The 25937-nt window shown below is 48.8% G+C and carries 11 protein-coding genes; 10 read left to right on the top strand and 1 reads right to left on the bottom strand.

The genetic code is table 11. The features are described from left to right. Nucleotides 1-39 precede the first annotated feature (39 nt). The 10 genes from IC230_RS09875 (at nucleotide 40) to IC230_RS09830 (ending at nucleotide 23918) form a co-directional block, all read left to right on the top strand. The gene (locus IC230_RS09875; RefSeq protein ID WP_191038824.1) at nucleotides 40-3654 is read left to right on the top strand and encodes a baseplate J/gp47 family protein; all 3615 of its coding nucleotides are present in this window, start codon (nucleotides 40-42) and stop codon (nucleotides 3652-3654) included. 31 nt (nucleotides 3655-3685) lie between these two features. After that, the gene (locus IC230_RS09870) at nucleotides 3686-5317 is read left to right on the top strand and encodes a hypothetical protein (RefSeq protein WP_191038823.1); all 1632 of its coding nucleotides are present in this window, start codon (nucleotides 3686-3688) and stop codon (nucleotides 5315-5317) included. A gap of 55 nt (nucleotides 5318-5372) precedes the next feature. Continuing rightward, nucleotides 5373-11498, top strand: coding sequence for a hypothetical protein (locus IC230_RS09865; RefSeq protein ID WP_191038822.1), 6126 nt, complete (start codon nucleotides 5373-5375; stop codon nucleotides 11496-11498). Between the two features lie 37 nt (nucleotides 11499-11535). Further along, nucleotides 11536-13779 (top strand): hypothetical protein, encoded by a 2244-nt coding sequence (locus IC230_RS09860; RefSeq protein ID WP_191038821.1) that lies wholly within the window; start codon nucleotides 11536-11538, stop codon nucleotides 13777-13779. 10 nt (nucleotides 13780-13789) lie between these two features. Continuing rightward, the gene (locus IC230_RS09855) at nucleotides 13790-15472 is read left to right on the top strand and encodes a contractile injection system tape measure protein (RefSeq protein WP_191038820.1); all 1683 of its coding nucleotides are present in this window, start codon (nucleotides 13790-13792) and stop codon (nucleotides 15470-15472) included. Between the two features lie 71 nt (nucleotides 15473-15543). Then, nucleotides 15544-19245 carry an eCIS core domain-containing protein gene (locus IC230_RS09850; protein WP_223860573.1) on the top strand — a complete coding sequence of 1234 codons (3702 nt, stop codon included), beginning with the start codon at nucleotides 15544-15546 and terminating at the stop codon, nucleotides 19243-19245. Next, nucleotides 19232-20005 carry a hypothetical protein gene (locus IC230_RS09845; RefSeq protein WP_191038819.1) on the top strand — a complete coding sequence of 258 codons (774 nt, stop codon included), beginning with the start codon at nucleotides 19232-19234 and terminating at the stop codon, nucleotides 20003-20005. Before IC230_RS09850 ends, IC230_RS09845 begins: the two co-directional genes overlap by 14 nt. Nucleotides 20006-20204: 199 nt before the next feature. Continuing rightward, nucleotides 20205-21023, top strand: coding sequence for a peptidoglycan-binding protein (locus tag IC230_RS09840; protein ID WP_191038818.1), 819 nt, complete (start codon nucleotides 20205-20207; stop codon nucleotides 21021-21023). Nucleotides 21024-21033: 10 nt separating this feature from the next. Next, entirely contained in the window at nucleotides 21034-22488 is a 1455-nt protein-coding gene (locus tag IC230_RS09835; RefSeq protein ID WP_191038817.1) for an eCIS core domain-containing protein, read from the top strand. Nucleotides 22489-22550: 62 nt separating this feature from the next. Beyond that, the gene (locus tag IC230_RS09830; protein ID WP_223860572.1) at nucleotides 22551-23918 is read left to right on the top strand and encodes an ATP-binding protein; all 1368 of its coding nucleotides are present in this window, start codon (nucleotides 22551-22553) and stop codon (nucleotides 23916-23918) included. A 111-nt stretch (nucleotides 23919-24029) separates the two neighbouring features. Here the strand turns inward: IC230_RS09830 and IC230_RS09825 are convergent, their stop codons facing one another. Then, nucleotides 24030-25838 (bottom strand): SGNH/GDSL hydrolase family protein, encoded by a 1809-nt coding sequence (locus IC230_RS09825; RefSeq protein ID WP_191038816.1) that lies wholly within the window; start codon nucleotides 25836-25838, stop codon nucleotides 24030-24032. Between the last annotated feature and the right edge of the window lie 99 nt (nucleotides 25839-25937).

Raw genomic sequence — 25937 nt, 5'->3', positions numbered from 1 at the left:
ACGTTCCGGGCGAACCACCCGCCCGAAACCGGCACCTGTATGGCAGATTCTATAAACCCGCAGCATCCGCTTGTCCGCGATGGCCGCAGCCAGACTGAACGGCTCGACCTACATGCGCTTGCGCCCGAATCGGTTGCCCTCGACGACCGATCGGAGCGGCAATTGCTGGTTTATTTGAATGAATTTGCCAAAGCTGTAGCTTTCTACGAAACCGACGAAAGTCCCGACAAAAAACTTCAGCAATCAAACTGGCAGCCCTTCTTTCGAACCAGTTCGTCGGTCCAGGTATCGCTTATCGAAGCGTTTGATATAACGAACTACGAAACGGGCTATACGCACACGAAACAACGCTTTACGGACGGGTTGAATCGAGCCAATTACGCACCCTGGTTTGATTTTCTGTTCGATTCGGCCTTAACCGTCAATAGCTGGTTTGTCGCTTTGTCGGGAGATGTTGTCTTGCTGGAGAACAAAGTTATCCTGAATGAAACACCCCTCCGGCGGCTCATCGAAGACCTTATCCAGTCGAACCTGCAACCCGCCCTGAGTCAACTATTTAGTGTTGTCAATTTGCCCGACATTACGTATCAACTCCCCAACCTGACCGATCTCGCCAAAGAGCAGGTAGGGTCTCTCTGGAACCTTGGTTCGATTCAATACATCCGCGACAACACGCTGACAGATCTCGACTCGGTTGTGCAGATTCGACGTATCGCCGATCGACTCGATGACATTTTCCGCACCTTCGCGAAAACCATTCAGCAAATTGTTGGGGAGGCTGCTAAACAGGACATCCTTCAGCCCACTCAAACGCATGAGCCGCATCTGGCACTGCTCTACACATTTCTACGGCTATTGCGTCGCGTCACCGACGACTTTAACGGACTCACGCAAAAACACCTCGATTTTTATTATCGGGACGTACTGAAGCTACAGCCCAAGCTGCTTGTACCCGATGCCGTCCATGTGCTATTCGAATTACCCAAGCCCGTTTCGCAGTACCGGCTTCCGCAGCAGACGCTTCTGAAAGATGGCAAAGACGCGCACAAAGTCGACGTTCATTTTGCGCTCGATGACGAAATTATTATCAGCCAAACTCAGATCGCCGAACTGCGGACGCTCTATCGAAATGCCACCTCGTTTCTGGCCCGACCCAAAGCCAATTCGGCGGATGGTCTGGGCAAAGACTTCGCCGATCCAGCCCATACCAAATGGGCAATTCTCGGGGAAGAAGCATCAGAGAATCCGCCGAACGACAAAACAAAAAAGGCCTTAGCAGCCACCGTTGGTCTGGCCATTTCGTCAAAAGAGTTAATCCTCAGCGCTGGTCTTCGCACGATAACCCTAACACTGACGTGCGAAAATCCGGTACCTGCCAATGCTACTGACGCTTTCGCTATTCGGCTAAGTGGCGCAAAGAAATGGTTTAGTCCCAGCGGTGTAGTGACCACATTGATAAACGGTCATACGCTCTCCGTAATGTTTACATTGGGGGTTAAAGATGACGCCATTGTAGCGGCAGACCCAGCCGTATTGGGGGTAGACTATGGCATAACGAACGAAGCCGTTATTCAACTAATTCTCAACGACAAAGCCGGACTGTATGAGCTTATGCGGCTGGTTCAGATCAAGGCTGTCAGCATCAAAACTGAAGTTTCGCAGCTACAAAACGTACTGATACGTACCGATGACGGCGACCAGGACCCGACCAAGCCGTTTATGCCCTTCGGGGCCGTGCCGTCCGTTGGTTCCACGTTCTCGATTGGCAGCCCGGAGATTTTTTCTAAAGAACTGACCAAGCTGGAAGTCGATTTTGAGTGGGATAAAAAACCGTCAGATTTTGGAACGTACTATGGCGCCTATAAACTGACGACAGTACCGCTGCCCACGACAGATAATTCCTTTACCCGGCGGGTGTTTTATTACGAAAAAGGCAATCCTGTCAATGAGGAAACAAGTCCCGGTAATGTTTTTGAGCCGCTGATTTTGTCGGCAGATTCGACCGGGAACGATTTTACAGCTGATTCCATTTCTTTGCCCATACCGACTTCGCCTGCTGTTGCAAAAGAAGCTGGCTGGCAGGATGGGTTTGTTTTGGTCCAGTTGCAAAACGATTTTCTGCATCAATATTACGCCGAAGTCTTAACGCGGAATGCGTTGTTGCTTTCCAACAAAACGCCCGATCAACTCAAGGATATCGTCAAAGAATTTCCGGCAACGACCCTGACAGTCAATCCACCCTATACGCCTGTCATTAAAAACTTAACAGTCAGTTATACGGCAGAAACGTCAGCCGCAACGCTGTTCCACGTCCTGCCGTTTGATGACGGAGCCAATTATCGACGTATCGAACAAGGTGCTAAATCCGTTCCCTTCGTCGTTGACAATTTTTCGGACCAGGGTGCGCTCCTGATTGGTCTGACGAACGCCGTTGAGGGTAGTCTGACACTTGTTCTGTTTCAGTTGCTGGAATCATCCGCGAAAACCAATATCGATGCAGCCACCATCCACTGGACGTATCTCGATGGCAATGACTGGCTGCCTCTGGAAGCCGGAAAGAACGTAGTGAACGATGCCACAAAGGGTTTCATTCAGTCGGGCATTGTGCAGCTTGTGCTACCCGAACGGACAGCTTCCCGGAAGACTACTGTTTTGCCGTCGTCGTTTTATTGGATCAAAGCCGCTACGTCCGATAATATCCAGGCTGTTTGCAAGGCGGTTGGTGTTCATACGCAGGCATCCAGGGCTACGTTCGCCCCCGTACTTGCCGATGAGCCCGCCAAACAAAACGATCCGGCCCGGCTGGCGGTACCATTGCCTGCTGGTTTGGTAACGAAACTCGACACGCCGGATGTGAGCATTAAGGCCATCAAGCAACCGTACCCATCGTTTGGCGGTCGTCCAGCCGAAAGCACCTCCCATTTTTACAGCCGGGTAAGCGAACAACTGCGACACAAAGGTCGGGGCGTAACCCTGTTCGACTACGAGCAACTCATTCTCGAAGCATTCCCGGAAGTGTTTAAGGTCAAATGTATTCCGCACACGTTTGCCAACCGAAGCGTTGATCCCACGAATCAGGCTATCAACGACGTGCATGCGGCTCCTGGTTACGTTACGGTTGTGGTGGTGCCGGATGCAATGCAAACGCAGCTCGATGATCTCCAGAAACCAATGGCATCGCGGGGGTTGCTGACCCGTATTCAGGACTGGATAAAAAAACGCATCTCGCCCTTCGCCCGATTACAGGTGCTTAACCCGATTTATGAAGAAGTCGATACCCAGTTTCAGGTGCAGTTCTGTCCCGGAAAAAGCCGCGAATACTACATAGAGTTATTAAAAAAAGACATCGGTCAATTTCTGGCTCCCTGGGCATTCGACTCCAAAGCCCAGGTGACGTTTGGTGGCGTCATTTACCGCTCTTCCATTCTGGGTTTTATTGAAAATCGCGAATACGTCGCCTTCGTCACTGATTTTGTGATGCAACTCGACGGAGTGCAACAGGAAGAGGTTCATGCATCGGCAGCCCGCGTCGTCTTTACCAACGGCAAACATACCATAACGCCTTTTACCGCTAAACCTCCGCCAAGATTGGTAAACCGGGGCATTGGCTCTCCTGACTGGCAAATACCCTCCTCGTCTTCCAAAACACCCTAAACGTTTGACTTGAACCCGAAACCATACGTCCATGAGCAACATAATTAATATCCAGAACCGCTCGGAGCTGAAAGATCACTTTAAAGATGGGAGCATTCCTACCGGGCAGGATTTTGCCCGCTTAATCGATGCCGTTCTGGTCAAACGCGACGACCGTTTTTTTGGCGTGTGGCAAAAGGGGGCCGGTTATCAGGAAGGCAATATTGTCCTCTACACTGATCAGGCTGACCCGGCCAGCGACCGACCTGCCAATAGTGGCATTTATATCTTTGTTTCCAAAAAACAGGCCGAAGCCCTTGCGAAAGCCCAGGGGCAGGAGTGCGATTGCCTCGAAGATGACTGTTGCGGCAACAAACCACCCGGCGAGTGCTGTCGCTGGCAACTTATTCACATCGACAGCAACGATCACGACTGGCACGTTGTGCCGGGGTCTCCAGCGACCATCATGTATGCCGAAGTGGTTGGCAAACTGGGGGTTGGCACGTCGGCACCCGACGCTTTTTTTCATCTCAACGACGATAGTCAGGGAGCAGGCAGCCAACTCTTATTCAATCCGGCTGGCCTGACGGGCGGGCCTCATTTGCAGTTGAAATCAGGGATTCAGTCGCAATCGCAGGACGACATCAGCCCGCTTTATGTTGACCAGACCATTCTGCTCAACGATACCGCTACGTCGGTCGAATGGCAAACGAATGTGCCGCTGGGCTATGTATTTAAAAAACAAATGGCGGCTATTTCCGAAGGCACACCGACCAGCGAGACGCTGCTACTGCTGATGGGCAGCGCTAGAGGTCAGGCACCCCGTGTTGGCATAAATACAGCAACGCCACAAGCTACACTCGATGTCGCAAACGGCAATACGGGTATCCGGCTCAACGTCGACGACCCCAACCAGCCGCAGTTGATTTTATTAAAACCTGGTGTAAAAAACAACGTAGCGCAGGTAATCCAGAGCCTTGATAATCAGCGTGCTGCCTGGACAACTAACACCCCAGGTGGCTTCCTATTTTCGACAATAGCCAAAAAACCGCTGGTTGTATTCGACGCTACGGGTAACGTAGGTATCGGGACAGCAACACCATCTGCCAAACTCGACATCGCCGATGAAAAGGGCACAAATGGCCGGTTCGCCTTCGACGTCGAAAGTGTGAACCCCATGCTGACCGTAACGAATCTGAAGGATGACGGCGAAGAAGTCAATCTGAACCTGTCAGTTGAATACGATGCAACGGTTTTCGATACGGATGCCAAACAAGGGTTCGAGTTTCGGCAGGAAGGCAATCGGGTATTGTCGCTCACTCCCGATCCGAATGCCCGAAAAACAACAACCTTCAGTACGTTGGTCGATGGGTTTGCCCGCGCCGATGGCCTGTATGTCCGCTCACTTCAGGGCGATGTCACCCCTATCGAATCGGGGCTGGAGTTTCTGAAAACGCTTGTTCCCCAGGCTCGGGTACCCGAAGGCGATAATCATACGCAAATGGGGTTTGTCTTCACGGGTCGAACGGGGCGTAGCTCTAAAATAGCGAAGCAGTTTCCAGACAAAAACTTCGGCATTGCGCAGCATAATCTCATTGCGCTGCTGGTACGTAGCGTGCAGGAACTGAGTGATCAGATCGACGCGCTCCAGGATGAAATTAACGGGTTGAAGCAGGGAAAATAAAGCCTGTGCGGTTCGGCTACCACCGGTGAACCAAAAAATTTAGACTAGAAGCCCTATGACTACGGCACGAACAATCACCCCAAAAAAGGTTCGGAAATTTCCTGAATACCTTGACTTTGATCGCCTGCGTGCCGAGGGGATCAGCCATATTCAGGCGTTAGCGGGTCAGACCTGGACAGACCACAATAGCCACGATCCGGGCATCACGATTCTCGAACTCCTGTGTTACGCCCTCACCGATCTGGGCTATCGAACGAACCTCGACATTCGGGATCTGCTGGCCCAACCGCTATCTAGTTCTGCCAACATAACGTCAACGGTTGATGACAATTTCCCGACGGCAGCGCATAGCCTGAGTTGTAACCCATTAACGATTCTGGATCTACGCAAACTTCTGGTGGATACAGCGGGCGTTCGGAATGCATGGTTGTCGGTAGTTGGTCCAACCGATGAGGCTAACCCCGACGAACCGGCTTTGATTATCGACCTGGAAACCAGGCAGTTAAAAATGATTGCTTCAACTAGTAAAGAGGAGCCCCGCATTTACGTCAATGGCCTGTACAACGTACTACTCGAACTAGACGATGCTTACCTGGCTCAACAGGAAGCCAACGGCGAGACAGCAACGAGCGTAACAAACCGGATTCTGGCTCAGGTTTCCGAAAAACTCCACGCCCACCGTAACCTTTGTGAAGACTACCTGGCTATCCGTGTGTTACGCGACGAGAAAATCAGCCTGTGTGGCGAAATTGAGCTGACAACCAACGCCCTGCCCGACGACGTAATGCTCAACATCCTGGATCGGGTCCAGGAGTTTCTGTCGCCAACCATTTCGTTTTATACCATTAATGAAATGCTGGCAAAAGGCGCTACAACCGACGAAATTTTTGAGGGGCTACCATTAAAACTAAAAGACAGTTTCGGTTTTATCGATACGAAGCAACTAGAAAATGCTGAACGTCGGCAGGTCATTCATGTATCCGACATCTACCGCGTTTTACTCGGCATCGATGGGATCACGGCTGTCAAGAACCTGCGCCTTGTCAATCTGACAAACGGTACGAATCTGGAAGGTGAAGAGTGGATATTACCCTTAACCCCCGATACGTTCCGCCCCGTCTTAGACGCCTTAAAGTCCATCAATTCGCTGGTACTCAGTAAACGGAACGTAGTCTACAGTATTGATACGGATCGCGTGCTGAAATTCTTTGCCAAAAAGATAGCCAATCGGCTTAAAGTGCCAAAAAAGCCCACAGAACTCGATCTACCCATTACACTCGGCACATACCGAAATGAGCCGGTAGACGAGCGTAATACCAGCCTTACCGATGGGCTGGGGTATCATTTCAGCATTCAGAACGACCTGCCCGCAGTTTACGGCACGAGTGGAGTATCTTTTCCGGCAAACGCCAACACGGCCGACGAACGCCAGCGGCATGCTCAGGCGCTGCAATTGAAAGGTTATCTGTTATTTTTCGATCAGTTACTGGCCAATTATCTGTCGCAGTTAGCCAACGTACGTAGTCTATTTTCAACGAAACTCGATCCAGTAACCGACAGTGTCTTAGCCAACGGCAGCTTATCCGACGTAGCGTTTTTAGAGAAACTGCTTCCTTATTCGGTTGCACCCGTTCCTGGAAACCCAATCAGCCGTTTTTTCTCAGAAGGGGAACGTATCGCTAAAGTTATTGATCCGACCACCCAACAACGGCGTGTCTTTGGCACCCCAGCAGAACGCGACACAGCTCTGATTCAAATCATCAAGGCCTTCGATGAAGATTCGGTCGATAGATCGTTTCCGAAAAATCCAGACAATGGGCGTTTCTATTTCCAGATCATCAGTCAGGGGCTTCATCCGGTAGTCCTGCGCAGTCAGAAAACCTACGCAACGGAAGACGATGCTGAAGCCGCTCTGGGCATGGTTCGTTTTTTAGCTACGTTGGAATCCAGCTATCTGAGCCGGGAGAAACGTATGGCAGAGGAACATCACTATACCTTCGACTGGGTGTTTCGCTGGACTGCTGATTTCGGGCAGATTATGCGGCAGATCACCGAAAGCCAGTCCGACTATCTCCGGCGGAAAAATAACCTGTTCGACCACTTACTCGCCCGGTTTGCCGAAGATTTTACGGATTACACCCTGCTGATGTTCGGTCTGAACAAAAACAGCGCACAACCACCGTCTGCCGAAACAATGGCCCGCGATAAAGCTCGGTTTATCGAAGCGTACCCCAAGATCAGCCGCAATCGGAGCCGTGGATTTAACCAGCATTTGCCACCGGAAAAATACTGGCAATGGAAAAACAGCAGTGGACTTGAAAACCGTCTGGCCACGATGCTGGGATTCAATCGACCAGCGAACAAGCCCACCAAACAACTCAATTTCTTTGAACTCGATGAGGCCGTACGGAGGCAGTTTTTCGTTCATGACCGGCAGGGCCTAACCCTGTTGCAGTCCCCTCAACCAAGCCGAATTGGCGAACTTGCCGATTTTCAGCATACGATTCAAGAGGCTGTTAAAAGCCCCAATGCTTTTGTCCCTACGCGCTGCGAGACGGAACACGTGTTTGGGTTTCGTATGACAGATCAGGCGGGTTGTGTCGTTGCTGTTCATCCCGATACGTATGGCACACCGGAGGCCCGCGATGCCATGCTACGATATACGCGGCTCGTAACGCGCGATGCCAATCGGCTACCGGTTGATTTTGTACCGCAACAGAAAGGGTTTTACGCAAACGTACTAAAACCGGATGGTAGCCCCATTTTCCGGTCCGTCGCTGCTACATATACACAGGCTGAAGCTCGACTGATGGCGCTCATCATTCGTCGGACAGCCGCTCATAAAGACTATTATCAGCCATTAGCCCGTAGCGCAAAAGGCTTTGGCTTTCAGCTACGTAGCCAGCCCAAAGGCACGAAAAACGCTAACCTAAGCGATGTACTGGCTACGCATCCGAACTATTATTCGACAGCCGAAAAGCGGAATGAGGCCATTGAGCAAACCGTTCGTTTTTTTGCCAATAATCCCCTGCGTCTCCTCATTCAGTCGACGCCAGTCCGTCATTACTGGACGATTCCGTTACCGAAAGGAAACCAGTTGCAAAGTATCCATTTGTTCAAAACAGCCAAACAAACGCAGGCCGCAGCGGATCGGGCGATGACGTTGCCAAAAGAGGCCCGTACGGTCAGAATACACCACCACAACGACGATACGTTCTCGGTTCAGTTGATCGAACTTCGGACGTACCCATCGGCGCAACTGGATGAGCGGCCGCATACAGTTCAGGTAGTGCTTGCCCAGACGCAGCCCGTTGCTACGTTACCGGAAGCCGAACAGTTCAGAGACGACATTCAGCAATTACCTTATCAGTATACCGTACAGCTCGATACGAAGCCAGCCCAGTTCTATACCCAACTAATGGACAATGAAACGGAGAACGAGATAGGGCTCCGGGATGTTCGGTTGTTTGACACTGCCGACGAAGCCGAAATGGCGTTCGACGAGGTGCTGGAAGCCGCCTGCGGAGGGGCATGGCTTCTCGATGACACGATTAATAACGGCTGTGCGCACGGCTTTAGCCTGCAGCACTTAAACTCAGGAGACTTACTGGCAACCCATCCATCGCTGTATGATACCGTCGGTGAACGGAATGACGTACTAACCAACATTCAGACGCTGAGCTGCGCCCACCGCATCCGGTTCGAAGCCGAAGAACGTAGCGATTCCTGGCAGTTTGAACTGCTCTGCCCTAATAGTGAGGGTAGCCTGTCAGCCATACTTCGTGAACCTGCTGGTAGTACGCATACGACCGAAGCCGAAAGCCGGCAATTCTTTGAGGAAAAGGTTCGAGACAAGTTAGTGAACTTTCAGCCTGACTATATTGATCCAATTGGCGAACCGGGCAGTTTTTCGTTTCAGCTAAAGGTCAATAACCAGATTCTGGCTGAGCATCCTGAAAGTTACCTGACAGATGCAGAACGGAACGTACTGAAAATCAAAATAATAAATTGCCTGACAACAACAAACGAAGCCTATACGCAAATTTCAGATGTTTTTGTTTGCCCCGGCGATGAGTTTCCGCCCCCGGACTTAGCAAGCCGACGCTGGCGTGTGCGCGACGCCAATGCACCCATCGCTGTTTACGAGCAATCGTTTGCCACGAGTGATGAAGCAAAGAAATTCGCCGATCAGCTCATACGAACCAATCGCTGTCAGACTCCTCCCTACAGCGATTTGGTCGTAGGCGAAGGAGCCACACCACCGGACGGCCACTGGGTTATCCGCGACAAAACACGGATACTATGGCAAAGCCCGGATTCGTATACTTCGGCGGCTGAAGCCCGGCAGTGGTTTGAGAAAACCCTTATGCGCGTCATAACCGCTTCGCTGAGTCTGGATAACTACTCCATCAAGCCCGTAATCGATGAGCAGACACAGATACCCAGATTCAGAATCGATTTAACTGATGGGCACCAGGCCATTGCCGTCAGCGAGCTCTTCGACAGCGCTATTCTCGCCCAGCAGGGTATCGGTCTAAGGCATGATTATGCCCGCCTGTTTCCGTTCTATACGACGACCGATGGCATTTATTTCCAGCTATATAACGCTCGGAATCAACGGGTCGACTGGCGAAGCTCGACCGCCTATCCGACCTGGTGGGAAGCCCTCGATGGCTTTATGTCCTTTACGGATATACTCGGTTTCGAGAGTCATTATGCCCCCATCCGCGACGGCAACAAGGGCTGGCAGATTGCTCTGATTGAAGTCCTGTTAGAAAGCACTGATAGCTTTGTCATTAACCCGAAAACCACGACAAACCCGGATGGTCCGAAAGTCAGCCCTGCCGAAGCTGACCTGAAACTGGAGACCGATCAACTCGATACGCTCGGCTGGGAACAGGTCGAAAATTTTCTGAATCGGTACCAGGCTACTGACGAAACGCGGGTAGTACGTCCGTATATCGATTATACCGATGGTTGCCAGTACCGGTTTCAGCTCGTGAGCGATACGTATGCATTGGCGCGGCATCTGGGTGCGTTCCATACCAATACCGATCGGGAAATTCGGCGTGATGAGTTGTTTTTAGCGTGGACAAATCGATTCGCTGCGTCGGACGAATCCAAAAAGCTGCTAGCCAAAATCCTGACTAAGGTCCCTGCGTTCAGCCAGACCCGACAGCCATTAACCAATCTTTTTGTGGTGGTTGAGTCGGGTATATACATGCTGGGCGTACTCGACAAAACAACTGGATCACGGTTTGTTTTCGATGACGACGAAGATCAACACGCATCCGAAGCCGAATTAGTTGAGGCCGTTCGGCAGTTGTACGTGGCACTACCCGCCGACTTGATTGTGGATCGGGTCGATGGCGGCAGAGGATTTGAAATCCGGATTATTGTTGGCACTGAACGATACCAACTGGCGGGTCTGACCCAGCAACATGACTTTCCGCATTACGAAATCTGGGAGAGCGTAACCAGCTATGGCAAGGAATCCGACCTTGAGGCAGGGCTTACCCGTTGCCAGAATTTGCTCAGCGACAAAACCAACTATAGTCGTTACCAGGCCGCCGATCAGTCACGAACACTTGTTTTGACCGATCCGGCTCAGGTGCTGGCAACCCATCCTCGCCGATATACTACTCTTTCGCTCTGTAATCAAGCGATCAAACGTACACGATCGTATGTCGATTCAGAAGGGTTTCACGTAGTCGAACACATTTTACTACGTCCTCGTCAATTCCTGCCAACCGCAGCCAGTCAGCTTTTACCGATTCAGGTTCGTGAGGAGTTGAGAAAACCAGGATTGATCAGTGATTTCGATGCGTATATCCCCGGCAGTGATCCGTACTCCATGACTGCAACGGTCGTGCTGCCGTACTGGTCGCGTCGGTTTCGGTCAGTGGATTTCAGGCAGTTTTTTGAGAACACCCTGCGTCGCGAAACACCGGTTCACATCCTGCTGAATATCGTCTGGATTACGCCTGGACAGATGCAGCGTTTTGAGGACTGTTTACGCGGCTGGCTTCAGGAAATCGACCAGCCCTCCAGTATTGACTTCAGTGAGCAAACGAGTAGTCTGGTCGACATACTGGGAAAATTGACGAATACTTTCCCGCAGGCTATCCTAAATGACTGCAACGGGACACCTATTATACTGGATGAAACAACAATAGACTGATCGACAAACAGATCATAAACGAACCAAGGATACGCTCATGGACACGTCAACCATATTTCCGTTCTTCGAGAAAGGCTTACCTCTACGCAGCCGCGATTTAAACGCCGTCTTTCGCCGAGCTGACGCCGAAGTACGGCATACCCGGACCTGCCTGCATGGTATGGGTATTTTATATGGGCTTCATGTAACTGTCGAAACAAATACAATCACCATTCAGGCGGGGGCTGGCGTTACGTCGGAAGGTCATCTGTATTGCTCACATACGCCTGTCGAACTGACAAATAGTACCAGCCCGGCATCTAAAATCATAAAAAGAGAATTCAAAGCCGAGTCATTCGGTGATTATCTGGATCGCCCCTCAACAACAGATGAATTAAATGACACCGTAGAGCATCTGGAACTCAACAGCATTGGCACCCCGCTCACCAGCGAGACTCTGGCCAATAAGTGGCTAATCGTTTTTTTTGAAGTCGTTGCTGAAGATCTGAAAGGCTGCGCGACCTGCGATAAAGGGAAGCGTGCCAACGTAACAACAAAATTCCTGCTCATTGATGATAAGGTCTGGTCAGGGAATGGATCTCTACCGGGTTTATCAGCGATTTTCGATTGTGGACCAAATACAGCAACGAATCAGTCCAACACCTTTACGCCTATATCGACGACGGTGGTTCGTCTGAGCTTGCCTGATGCTGACGGAGATAGTAACCTGAGCGACCTGTACAAAAACAGTCTCAATACTTCGTTTCCAGGAATCAAGGACGAATTAATAAAAACATGCGGGCTTGCCGATACGATCTTTGGACTAGGCAGTATGGGCAAAGATGCAGCCAGTATGCTCGACGTACCGGCACTGCATCCTAAAACCAATGGACAATACCTTTACGACTACCTGCGCCTGATCATCCGGGCTTATAATGAATTTGTCACTACGCCATTTACCCGGCACATGGCAAATCTTCCGCCCAAAACCTGTTTTCCGAAGCACTTAGCTCTGGGGAAATTCGACGCGAACGGCGGCTTTTCTGATGACGTCCGCACACCGTTCTACCGCCCGATCTTCTCTGGTACGACCGATACCGATTTTGAGTACGCCCGCCAGTTGTATGAACGCCTGATTAGTCTGCTGATCAATGCTGATTTTGGCAGTTTAGACACGGAGGCAAAAAAAGAGCTACGTATTACGCCATCCCGACGCGCTACGTTCCCGGTCGGGATGCAGGCTATTCCGTTTTATCTGAAAACGGATGCGCTCCAAAAAAACTGGCGCCCCGCCAGTCAGTTCGATGCACTGATTCTTAGTTACGACGGCACAAAACGACTACAGCACCAGCCATTCTTTGACGAATCTGATTTCTACCGAATCGAGGGGCATGTCAATCAAAAAATAACGCTGAATGATAAGAAGAAAAATCAGTTTGAAGACCTGCGCGATTCACTGAATTTACCTTTCCAGGTTGTGTTGGTTAAGCCGCTGCGTGGACAGGATGACGTGCCATCGCTGACCGAATTTGCCCGGCAAAATCCTGGTCTTGAACATCAGGGCGGTGTACCGTCTGGCGGTACGTTCGTTGTCGTTGTTTCAGGCGAAGGCAATACGATTCTGGGCGATTTTTGTCTGCCTTACTGGGTGCAACCGCCCACACCCAAACCAGTTATTGCTGATTTTGAGATCAAATCCCAAACAACTAAACCGAACGAAGGAGAAACATTCGTTTTGTTCAGTACATCAGAAAATCAGAATGATCTCGAATGGCACGTTAAAGGCAGCAATGGCGATGGCACAAGACTTTCTGCCGATAACCATCAAAATGAATACGCGCATTTTTTCCCGCTTACTAACCTACCCGCAACGCATTATCTCGTTACGTTGACAGCCAAAAAAGATGGCCGGGAAAGTGTAGAGAAAACGACCATTGTTGTCATAAACCAAAAAGAACAGACACCACCGAAAGCCAGTTTCGCCGTAGACGCACAAGAAAATGGAGATGTGTCAGAGAATGGAGATGAAATTAAAGTCACGTTTACTGATGCCCACAAACCGTTTGAAATCAAACTAATATTCCAAAATAAATCCGAAAACGCGGATGAGTATCGCTGGCAACTAGATGGCAAACTAAAATCGAAAGCCAAAAATACGTTCAGTCAAAAATTTGTCTGGGTGGCCGGGGAAGCGGATCCACAGACTTTCACGATTCAACTTACTGCATCAAGAGATGGACTGATCGATATAGCCGAAAAAACAGTGACGGCTAGCCTTCCATCGCTTAACCCAATTGACTAACTAAAAACTCATGTCCCAGAATCACCTTATCGGCAACGTAGCGCTCAATGTCCATGCATCGCGGCAGACGGATGGCGTTGCCCTGCAAACTGAAGTAAGTGAGTGGTTTTGGCAGGACCTATTACCCGAACTAAACCAGGCTCTCGACGCTGTTATAGAACCTCATACAGTCGTGCGGCTCGACCGAATTGCCATCGAGTTACCTGCTGTCGGAAAAAAAAACTGGAAAGAGAAACTAACCCAATCCGTTTGTCGAATGATTGCGGAAGAAATTATCCGGCGACGCTTGTTTCCTCGCTCCACCGACGCACCTGTACAGGAAGTATCGCCAACGGCCAATCGTTTCGAGGCCTGGCTCGATTTCATCCGCACAGGTCACCGACGTCTTTCCGTAGCCACTCCTGTCGAATGGGAACTGGCCGCGCTTGATTTGATTGCTACGTCGCCGGTGGCTGTATCGACCTTCCGGCAGTTACTACGTACTCAACCGGTAGCTCTTGAGCGGCTTGTCCGGCAATACGACGATCCATTTCTGGTGCAACTTGCTGAAGCCATGACGGGCCGTTCCGCTCGGGAATTGCTTCGATGGCAAACCGCCTTTCGAGGCTTGTTCGCCGTAACGTGGTGGCAGAAATGTATTGGCATTACGTTGGTGGAAGTAAAGAACGCTACGTCTGTATTCTGGCTGCTTGTTTTCGAAAAACTGAGCACCGATACGTATCAGTCTGAACTCAGCCAGTGGGTTAACAGTACCGAATTTTTTAAGCGACTCCTGGAGCGAGTTACTAGGCGTTCTTTTAGCGCTACGTCTCAGGCGCTGGTCCTCGACCGCTTTTTTCAGCAGCAACACCGTCAGCAGGCAAAGCCGAAAACTCGCGCTCAAAAATCGAGGGTGGGTAAGTCAATTGACATAGTTTTCGAGACAACGCAACTTCAGCAGGCTATTAGGGAGGCTTTTCGTAACGTATCGGAGGGTGAACTTTTGGTCAGCTTATTCGAAAAAATCGTAGAGGAACACCGCACAGTTATTACGAATTTTCTGGCCAAACAATCCCAGATTTCCTCTTCTGGAGCAACTGTAAGCCAATCAGCCGATGCGGAAACCGAATTGCCTGTAGAGAAATCGACGGAGGCCGGACGAGCCGACAACGTATCCGAGAGAATGCCCATTGATAACCCTATTCATACCGACGTTGACGAAGGAGAGGTCTTTTACGTTCCGAACGCCGGGGTCGTTTTACTGCATCCGTTTTTGTCAGCCTATTTTACAGAAGTCGGCTTACAGCCCAATCGCCAATCAGATCATAGACGAGCGGTTCAGTTGATCCACTATCTGGCAACAGGAAAAACGAAAACCCCGGAATATGAACAGGGGCTACCGAAAATTTTAGCGGGTTGGCCAATCAACCAACCGATTGATGGTTCTATCCGGCTAACCAAACGGGAGAAAGCTGAAGCAAAAAGTTTGCTCGATATGGTCATTGCCTATTGGTCGGCGCTCGGTTCAACTAGTGTTGCTGGCTTACGGGAAGGATTTTTTTACCGAGATGGGCGGTTGACCAAACGCGACAACGGTTGGTTACTACAGGTTGAGCGACAGACCATCGACATTCTCCTCGATCAGTTGCCCTGGGGGATCGGCGTCATTAAACACAGCTGGATGAATGAATTTCTCTACGTTGAATGGTATTAAGCGATGTATGATAGCTAATTGTGGCTGGATGATTTTCCGCAATTAGTCACAAAAAAGGAACTGAACTAACCTTGAAAACGCTTGCCCCGCCATCGGCCACTACTGCGCGTTCGCAGACGAACCAGCCTTTTTTCTCGAAAGGTGGTGATGCTACGTCGTTCTGGGGAGAGCAAGCGCAGGAGTCGTCCTTTTTCAATCAGCCTCGTATTCAGCCGAAACTTAGAGTTGGGCCCGCTAATGATCATTTTGAGCAACAGGCTGATGCAGTTGCCAATGACGTTGTCGCTAAACTAGCGAATCCGCAACCCGTTAATCGACAGGCATCTGCCTCGCCGTCGACGACTCCAGGTGTGCCAGGCAGCAGTTCTAACGTACAACCGAAGAGCAGCAGTGAACCGGAGGAAAAACTCCAGAAGAAAGAGGACGAACCAGAACGGACGGACGAAAAACTTCAGCGAAAACCGATTTTTGAATCAGCCGCCGATCCACCCGAGGATACCGTTCAGCGCAAGTCGGACGAGAGTGACCGGAAAGAGCAAATTCAGAAAAAAGAAGCTGATTCCGGCGAAACGGCCAGTTCCGATGTCTCGGACCGGCTCAATACGTCCAAAGGCAACGGCTCTCCCCTATCAGACAGTGTTCGGACGCCAATGGAATCAGCTATGGGCGCTGATTTCTCGGGCGTACGTGTGCACACGGGTAGCGAAGCCAGCCAACTCAGTCAGGATCTGAACGCTTATGCTTTTACGCACGGCAACGACATTTATTTCAACGAAGGACAATATAATCCATCCACTTCCGAGGGTCAACGCTTGCTGGCACACGAACTAACGCATACCGTGCAGCAGGGAGCGAGTGTAAAACGTAAGCCCAAACCGAACCCAACCGATACGCTGATTCAGAAAGCGACTGCCCCTGCTCCGGTTGCTGCGCTGAGCTCGGAAGTGGTTGATTTATCGGGAGGTACGTTCAACCTTTCGGATAAAGTCAAGGCAGAGATTGACGCGGCTCCCCGTAAAGAATTGGACGTCAGGGTGATTGTCAAAGGCATAACGGAAGAAGGGCGGGTTACAATCAGAAAAGACAGACGGGGCAACTTTAATAGCAAGAGTAAGGGTTCTATGCTCCTGACGAATGCCTGGACTAGGCAGGCAGGCGGTTTTTATCTGGTCTTTACCGTTGAGAATGAATCCATAAAAGATGCCTACGTATCAAACCGGCAGAATGGGCCAAAAGAGTGGTTCAATACCATCAAACAGAATTCTTCTCTTTTGGGTGGCGTGGGTTTAAAGGTTAGTGAGCGCCTACCGACGTTAGTCAATGAATTCAGCGGTGGCGTGTTGAAACTTGGCGCTAATGATGTTAAGGTCGAAGTTGGTGGTTTCCTGAACGCCAGCTTCAATTTCCTGTTAGAAAATACCAATAAGCCCAAAATTGACGCATCGGCTACCGTCAATATCAAAGGCGTTGTTTCGGGTGAATTGCATTTAGACAATACCAAAGAGAATCTCACTGGCGAAGTAAGTTTAGGAGTTGACTATAAAGACTTTAGCGGGATCGCGAAGATCAGCTACAAGGAAGATGGCAGCATTGATGTCCAAGGAAAAGCGGCCTATAATGCGAACAAATTATCCGGTGAAATAAGCTTCATCGCCACCGATTTACAGTCAGCCAATGCGTTTGCCAAAGATGCCATTGCGGCTGCAGGTGGTAAAGAGAATGCGCAGACGGCAACGCCCCCCGCCGAGGTTCCGGTTCCGAAAGAAGGCAAAAAAGATCGGGCTCTGGCTGCTACCGGACAATTACAATTCCACTTGACGGGATGGTTCGCCGGAACAGTCAACGTCATTGTAGATGGCAAGGGAGACATTACGGTCATCGGCAAAATTGCCCCACCTGCTGAAATAGAGTTGTTTAAGCAGAAAGATTGGGATAAAGAGCTATTTAAATTTGAAGCAAAGGCCTATTACGGTATCCCGGTCGTTGGTAACCTCAATCTGTTCGCCAACATCAGCCTCCATGCCATTGCCAAACTGGGACCAGCCAAAATCTATAACATTGAAGTGATTGGTACGTATTCGACCGATCCAACTATTCAAAAGAACATTCAGATCGCCGGTTCGATCAACATTTCGGCTTACGCGGGCCTCCGTTTACGAGCTGAAGGGGGGGCAGGCATCGAAATTTTAAGTCATGATCTGAAATTCGGCGTGGGTGTTCAAGCCGATGTTGGCGTTCAGGCGTATGCAGATGCTCGCCCAACCATTGGCTGGCGCGACCCTGGCGAATTCTACATCAGCGGTACGCTCGAAATGGTCGCTCAACCCATGCTGGGCTTGGGTGGCGATTTCTTCATCGAAGTAGAGACGCCCTGGTGGTCACCGCTTTCCGATAAAAAATGGACATGGCCGCTATTCGCCAAACAATGGCCACTTACTGACCCAATCGGTCTGAGTGCTACGGTTAAAGACTACGTACTAGGTTCGGGCAACGTACCGGAAGTTGAGTTCAAAAAACCGGAGTTCGACCCCTCGAAGTTCATGACCAATATGGTCGATGATACATTACCGGACAAAACGGGCGAAGGCGGTCCGGGAAAAGGTGAATTCAAAGAAGATGGTACCGTAACAAAACCCGAACTACCCGATCCGAAAGCGGGTAAAAAGAAGGGCGATAAATCCGATCCGGCGAAAGGCGCTCCCGCTAAGGCAACGGCGGCCAAACCCGACCCGAAAGCACAACAGGAGGCCGCAAAATTGTTTGAGCAGGGCGGTAATAAACTAAAAGGCATCAAAGATCCGATAACGAAAGCCGATCTGCGAACGCAACTCAACGGAATTGAAAAAGCCGTCAGTGGCCTTACGTATACGATCGAGCAACAAGGCAGCAAGTGGGTTGTATCATCTTCGGCGCGAGGCATTCACAATCCCAAACCCGTAAAATTCAACGCGATCCTAACCGAAGCGGATAAAAAAGCCGATGGTAAAAACGACACGATTGAAGCGGCTTTAGGTGAGATCGACCAGGAAGGTAATCAAAAGCTTGCTGATGGTGAAGTCACAAGAGCAGAGGCTGACCAGATTGCTGCTAACGTCAAACGCGATCATGGCACTATTATCGGCTCAATCACAGTTGTAGACGGCGGAGAAACCTGGGATTTTGAGTATATACAGCGAAAGAAGAAGAAGGGACCTACTAAAAAGAAACGCCCAAAAGAGTTGCAGGGCAAATCAACTCCTAATCTGGATGAATTAGAAAAAACAGAACTAGGGGTCTCTAATCGATACGTAAACGATTTCTTACATATTTATAAAGGTAAAAAGTATAAAGTACCGGGCGATATGGTAATATATGTCGAACACAGAGCCTCCCGCAAGCGCGGAAAATCAGGTGAAGCGGCATCTCTGAATAAGTATGTGCAGGAATCGGGCAATTCTGGTTTACAGAAAATTGCTATTGATGTCTTTGACAAAAAAGATAGTAATGGCGATAAGAGAAATCGCATTCCAGATATTTATAAACCACGTACGGTTGTAGGCGATGTTAAAGACGTCGCTTCCATTTCTTTTGATGAGCAAATGCGAGACAATGCAAAAATCGCCGATGGAACTTTCGCTAAATTACCTAACTCTGACAGTTGGCTCCCAGCCGCCAAAACATTTGATTTAGTCGTGAGAGACTCAAAGGATGGAACAGTTGAGTCAACACACGTATCAGAGCCTTTACAACAAGCAATACTATCCAGAGGAGGAACAATTTATGAAATCATCTAACAATAACATCCGAGAAATCTACATTTACTTATACTTTGAAAAAGGAGTGATTGATAATGTAGTTTTTGATAAACTAATTGACAACATCAATACTAATCTATCAAAATTATCTTCATTTGGAGCTTCTGAACCATTCAAATACCAATTTCCCATAAATAGAAATAAACTATTTTTGCTCTATTCGGAAAATTTTGATTTTTTCTTAAGCGGAGATCAGAACTCACTTATTCACGTTAGTTTCATACCTGACCAAAACATAACTATCTGGACAATAAAAATATCACTTAAAGAGGCAAAAAATACAGATAAACTATTAACATTCATTACACAAACCATTGATATAATTCCAATAATCTACGGTTTCATATGCTCAAAAGAAGAGTTCGATTTTAAGCACAAATTAGTAACCAGACTCAAGTCGGGCGGTACGGCGACGAAATACGTAGGAATCACAAAATGGGATTTTTTAGATTTCTTTCCTGGCTTATACTCGTTAAATATATGGAGTAATTATGCTTTTGATTTAGATAAAATAAAAAGTAAAATAGAAAATACAGTTAAGATAATACCTTATAAAAATCAATTGATTGCTGAAGTCAACAATGTATTCTCAAATGATATTACAATCAACAATAGTATCCAGAACGAAATAAGCAAACTAATAGGAGAAAAGGATTTCTTTTTCAAATCTGACAATCAAGATTTGTTTGATCATGCAAAAAAGTTCAAAGATTATTTAAGCAAAATGAAGTCAGACTAAATATAGTTCATTATTTAAAAAAATTATCAAATGTAAAATGTGTAGTACGACTTATCAAACGGTAGATAGTCTTATATCGAATCTGGTATCTTTAACTTATCTAAGAAGCTTCCTGAAGAAATTTTTTGGGCCGCCAAAGCGATTTTATATCGTATGTAGCCTCGCAACCTGATTATTTAATAATTTAATTCCCGTAACCATGCACAAAACGGCCTTCCAAAATGAACTTACAATTAGTGCGATCCAGCGAAGAAACGGTGCGAACAATGTCAAAAAAGATATTCGTAAAATTCAGTCTTGGCTGACTCTCTTTTCCATGCTGAACCCCGGTTCGGCTACCTCTACAGCGATTGATGGTGATTTTGGAAAAGCAACCGAGCAGGCTGTCAAAAATTTCCAGAGAGCAAAAGGCATCGAGCAAACAGGCCATGTTGATCAGGAGATATTTGACCTGCTTTCGACGCCCCTGCGCAGTGCGTTTACCAAGAAGCCTACTGGCAAAGACTTGCGCGAACTTGTGGTTAGTGCTGCTAGAAATCATTTACCGCATCGCCCATCTGAATTGATTATTAATCAGCGGGCTAATTCCGGTCCCTGGGTACGGTCGTACATGGATGGAAATGAGGGAGACGAGTGGTTTTGGTGCATGGGTTTCGTGCAGTCCATCATCGATCAGGCAGCTTCGACACAGGGCAAAGATTTTAAAAAGCTTATGCCCCTAACCTACAGTTGCGACGTAGTAGGTACCATCGGATTAGAGAAGAAAAACCTTATTCGACATACCCAAATTCGAAAAGACCCCTCCTTAGCGAAACCAGGCGATATTTTCCTGCTGCAAAAAGCGACTAATGACTGGGTCCACACAGGTATCATTTCGGCCATAGATGACGACATTTTTGAAACCATTGAAGGCAATACCAATGAGGGCGGTTCCAGCAATGGGAATGCCGTCTTGAGTCGTGTACGTAATTTCAGGCAATCCAAGCTTGATGTGTTTTCCATTGATAGTTTAGTCTAATCTTGACCTCATGAAAGCATCTTCTCCTCGTTCCCGTCGTCATCGTAATCCGTCTACGCAGGATGTACAGACGGAGCAACAGCCTTTTTTTTCGCGCAATCCTGTCAATGCGCCGGGTGCACAGAACAAACGTGAGGCTTTTTTTCAACCCAAACTAACTATTGGTCAGGCGAATGACCACTATGAGCGCGAAGCGGATGCCGTAGCAGACAAAGTGGTAGCTAAACAGCCAGCTGGTGTTGGTCGAACGGGCGATTCTGCGGTACAACGCATGGTTGCACCGGAAGAAAAAAAGGACGTTCAGAAAGCAGAAGATCCAAAAAAGGAGGAAGAAAAACCAACGGTTCAGAAGGCCGAAGCTCCCCAAAAAGAGGAGGAGAAACCGACAGTCCAGAAAGCTGAAGCACCGAAAAAAGAAGAAGAAAAGCCGACGATCCAGAAAATGGAAATGCCGGAAAAGGAGAAAAAGGAGGAAGCGCCAGGTGTTCAAAAGGCTGATGACCCAAAAAAAGAAGAAGAAAAGCCTGTTCAAAAAAAAGCGCAGCCGGGTGGATCGGTCGCTTCACCTTCTGTAACCTCTCAGATTGAAGGCACGCGCGGACAGGGAAGCCGGTTGCCGGACAAAACCCGCTCTCAGATGGAACAGGCGTTTGGTCGGGATTTCAGTGGGGTCAACATTCATAAGGATTTGGCATCGGCAGAGCTGAATGACGAGATAAACGCACAGGCATTTACGCATGGTAAAGATGTTTACTTCAACACTGGCAAATTTGCTCCCAACAGTGCGGAAGGCCAGCATCTCTTAGCTCACGAACTCACACATGTTGTGCAGCAGAACGGCGATACGTTGGCCCTGAAAGAAAATCCACTGAAGAACTACACGCTTGCGAAAACGGTGTGGTATAAAGATGAGAAAAGTGTGGATGCGGCCTTGAAAAACAGTGCGGTTCTGCAACCCTATATTGGCAATAAACTCAAAAAAGGATTTTCCATTCAGGATAAAGTCGACTACAAACGGAATGAAAAAGATTTCGAAGGCAGCTTTAAATCAACCTTTCCCGGCGATACGTATGAAACCTCGATTAGGGGCTTTTATGACCGTAGTAACAACAAAATAGTGGTGGCTCCGAATCCGACCATCGAGATCTTAATTCACGAAAGCATTCATAATTTATCGGCGGGCAGTACTCGAAGTATGGGGCCTTATTTAAATGAAGGCTTTACGCAGATTTTTACGAATGCCATTCTAAACGAATATAAACTCGGCTCTGGAAAGGCCTATGAGGATCAGGTAAAAGGAGCCAGTCAGGTTTTGACGGTCGTTGGTTTCGATGCGCTGGCCAAGGCTTACTTTCTCGGAAAAACAGCGGTTTTTGACGAAATAAAACGCAAAAAACCGCAATCTGACTGGGCAAAACTGATTAAAAGCAAAACTGAACAGGATGTACTAGATGCACTCCGGTGAGGCTTAGTAGAGTTTTCACAAAAGGTGTTCAACAAATTGCTATTTCCTAATTGCGATCGTTAATGAATGAGCCAATCAAAAATCAGCCATTGATGCGCTATTCTTTTTTTGAGGGCTTACTACGTTTGGCTCAATTCCAGCTACAAACGTTTTTTAATCAACCCACTGAATACGAACGTGCTGAAGATATTCCATTTCCAGACTTCGCATCGGAACAAGATCCGCTTAGCGTTTTTATTACAACAAATCAACTCAGCCGGGCTGAAATCGTTACGTTGCTGGTGGCGCTGGTTTCACACGTAAAAGTGGATTTCTTTGATAACATCATCCACTCTTTTTTCGACCAGCCGACTGATTTTCTGCCTATTGGCGGCACCCGCGGCAAGCAATTCCGCGGCTTCCTGCCTACCGGCGAAACGGTCCTTTTTTTACTGGCGGGCAACGATCTGGCCCAGCGATTTCAATGGCAAACGCTGTTCAGCGCTGATCATTTTTTTGCCCGCAAACAGGTACTTCACCTGGAAGACGCCTTGGAAGGCGAACCGATGCTGAGTGGTCGTGTTCTACTGTCGCCAGAGTATGTCGAGTTATTTACGATTGGAAAAATTACGCCCCCAAAATTCAGCAGTACGTTCCCGGCGCAACGGATCGAAACCAACCTATCCTGGGACGATATAGTGCTGAACGACGAGATTCGGCAGCAGATTCGGGAGTTACAAAACTGGGTGCAGTATCACAGGCAATTAGAAACTGACTGGGGCATGGGCAACCGACTCCGGCCTGGTTATCGGGTGCTGTTCTATGGGCCACCCGGTACCGGCAAAACGCTCACAGCTTCCCTGCTCGGTAAGTACACAGGCCGGGATGTTTACAAGATTGACCTCTCTACGATTGTCTCCAAGTTTATAGGCGAAACGGAGAAGAACCTGTCGAATCTGTTTGCCAAAGCCGAGAATAAAGACTGGATTTTATTTTTTGATGAGGCCGACGCCCTGTTTGGGAAGCGCACGAACGTCAAAGACGCCCACGACAAATACGCCAACCAGGAGGTATCGTATCTATTACAGCGAATCGAGACGTTTAATGGCATGATTATTCTGGCGTCGAACTTCAAGTCGAACATTGATGATGCGTTTTTACGGCGTTTCAATTCGATCATCAAGTTTCCGCTGCCCGATGCTCACGAACGGCTCCAGATCTGGACAAAGTCATTCCCTTCGGTTATTCAGTTCGATAGCACTGTTCAGTTGCCACACTTTTCCAGCCGCTATGAGCTCACAGGTGGCGGCATTATTAATGTAGTGCAATTTGCTTGTCTAACGGCTTATGCCGAAGGTAGCCAGTTAGTGAAACGCCAGCATATTTTAGAAGGAATCCGTCGGGAGTACGAAAAAGAAGGGAAGATGTTCGTTGGGTTTGGCAACGATTGATTACGTAGCGCGATGATACGTAGCGCGAGGCTTTAGCCCATATAGCTGTTAGACGAACAATCAGTCCTGGAGTTTACCCTAACGATAGCGCGGACTAAAGATCCGCGGTACTTATTTCTTGCGTTTCGGTGCTGACTCAACCGCTTTCAGATAAGGTTGAATTTTAGCAATCAACTGTCGGTAGCCTTCCGCATTTGGATGTAGTCCGTCACTAAATAATCCCTCCTCTATTTTTCCATCCGGTTTTAGAAACACAGTACCCGGCTGGATAAACGTAACGTTTTGCTCACCTGCCATCTGGGCGATACGCTGATTCAACGTAGCAACGCGCAACTCCCCATCCCGACGTGGTAATACGCCTATTACCAAAATATCCGCAGTGGGCTGGCGCGCCTTCATGGCCTTGATCAGAAACGCAAGTCCATCACTGATCTGGACATCTGTGTTAAGCTGAAGGTTATTGGTACCGATCATCAGCACGATCTGAGCCGCAGAGTAGCCATCAAGTTCGCCGTGATAAACCCGCCACAATACGTTCTCGATACGATCCCAGCCATACCCCAGATTGAGAACGCCCAGCGGTTCCAGGACAGCGTTCCAGCTATCGCTCCCACGTACCGTAGCCCCCGTCGACTCACCACCCCAGAAGTGCGTAATGGAATTGCCGATGAACAGAATGCGCGGGGGTTTATTTTTCACGCGAGCCATAATATCGCGGTGCCGGGTTTCCCAATCATAGATTCTGGCATCGCGGTATTGCGTTCGCGGTTTCATGGTCGAAACATCACCAAGGGGTTCGTTCAGAATTGTGCGGATGCTACGTTCGTAGGCATCAGCGTATTGCTGCATACCCAGATCCGTCGGGTGTGTACCATCGACCATGGCATCATTATCGAGATTGATTGTCGACTTTGGCAGGATGTACAGGTTTTGAATGCCTTCGCTTTTCAATTGCGTAAAGGCTTGTCCCATCAATACATTCACATCACTGTAGAGTTGCCTCCGGGTTGGGTTGATATCACCATCGGTATAGCCCGCATGTTCGACTAATAGAATTGGCACCGTGGGTCGTTGTCGACGTAGCGCTTTCACCGATTCAATGATCCGGCTTCTTATCGTATCGGATTTTATACCTACTGTGGCAATCAGGTTGGGGAGGCAATCCAATACGTATAATTTGGCATCTATTTCTGGTAAAAGGTCAACGATCTCTTTTTCCAAACGTCCGTTGCCTGAAAACCCCAGATTGATGACAGGACGATCCAGTTTGCGTCCCAGGATAGCCGTCCAGGCCATACCGGGTCTTGAGGCACAGGCTCCCTGGGCAATCGACGTACCATAAATCACTATTGGCTTGTCGGCCCGAACTGGCAAGGGGGTTAACGTAACGCCGGTTGGCACACCTATTTCAAGCCATTTAACCGAATTGTAAAGCGGCAGATACAACCGGTATTCGCGCCCTTTCTGATGATACGTATCATTGGGTTCAAGATTCGTAAACTGATACTGGATGGTATCGCCAAAGGTGTACTTCCCAGCGCACCACAGCCAGTCGCCATCGCTGTTGCCCGCGTACAGATCCACGCCACTAACCCCCGTAGCCGGCATGTGCGGCAGGTCGTGTTTTCCCGTAACGGCATAACGTACCGTAATCCGGTTAGTACTAGCCCTGAATCGAATTAGTAGCCCGGCTGCGTTATGCGACAAATTCCAGACGGGCGTCCGAACGGTTTTCTCGACTTTAGCCGGCAGTCGATCATACTGATTTTGAATGCTTTTTCCAGACCAGGCCTGCCCTTCAACAACCGAAAAATCAGCCTGAGCCGGATTCCACCAGACATAATCGGTTGAAGTCTGGGCCAGAGAAGTGATGGTTTGTAAACAGATGAATAAAACCGAAGTCAGTAACGTTTTTTTCATGCTTATTTAGGTGTTATGATATCAGGTTCTGAACCTGACATCATGCCTTACGGGTCTGGTTCCGATGCATAAAGGTGAGTATAGTGCCGGACTAATGTG

It is taken from the genome of Spirosoma validum (assembly GCF_014699035.1).
Classification (GTDB): domain Bacteria; phylum Bacteroidota; class Bacteroidia; order Cytophagales; family Spirosomataceae; genus Spirosoma; species Spirosoma validum.
Note: the sequence above shows the minus strand (reverse complement) of the source record. Positions and strands in the feature narration are given on the sequence as shown.

Excerpts from the sequence above, each read along its gene's own strand:
- IC230_RS09875 (WP_191038824.1), top strand. The coding sequence starts at position 40 with ATGGCAGATTCTATAAACCCGCAGCATCCGCTTGTCCGCGATGGCCGC.
- IC230_RS09870 (WP_191038823.1), top strand. The coding sequence starts at position 3,686 with ATGAGCAACATAATTAATATCCAGAACCGCTCGGAGCTGAAAGATCAC.
- IC230_RS09865 (WP_191038822.1), top strand. The coding sequence starts at position 5,373 with ATGACTACGGCACGAACAATCACCCCAAAAAAGGTTCGGAAATTTCCT.
- IC230_RS09860 (WP_191038821.1), top strand. The coding sequence starts at position 11,536 with ATGGACACGTCAACCATATTTCCGTTCTTCGAGAAAGGCTTACCTCTA.
- IC230_RS09855 (WP_191038820.1), top strand. The coding sequence starts at position 13,790 with ATGTCCCAGAATCACCTTATCGGCAACGTAGCGCTCAATGTCCATGCA.
- IC230_RS09845 (WP_191038819.1), top strand. The coding sequence starts at position 19,232 with ATGAAATCATCTAACAATAACATCCGAGAAATCTACATTTACTTATAC.
- IC230_RS09840 (WP_191038818.1), top strand. The coding sequence starts at position 20,205 with ATGCACAAAACGGCCTTCCAAAATGAACTTACAATTAGTGCGATCCAG.
- IC230_RS09835 (WP_191038817.1), top strand. The coding sequence starts at position 21,034 with ATGAAAGCATCTTCTCCTCGTTCCCGTCGTCATCGTAATCCGTCTACG.
- IC230_RS09830 (WP_223860572.1), top strand. The coding sequence starts at position 22,551 with ATGAATGAGCCAATCAAAAATCAGCCATTGATGCGCTATTCTTTTTTT.
- IC230_RS09825 (WP_191038816.1), bottom strand. The coding sequence starts at position 25,838 with ATGAAAAAAACGTTACTGACTTCGGTTTTATTCATCTGTTTACAAACC.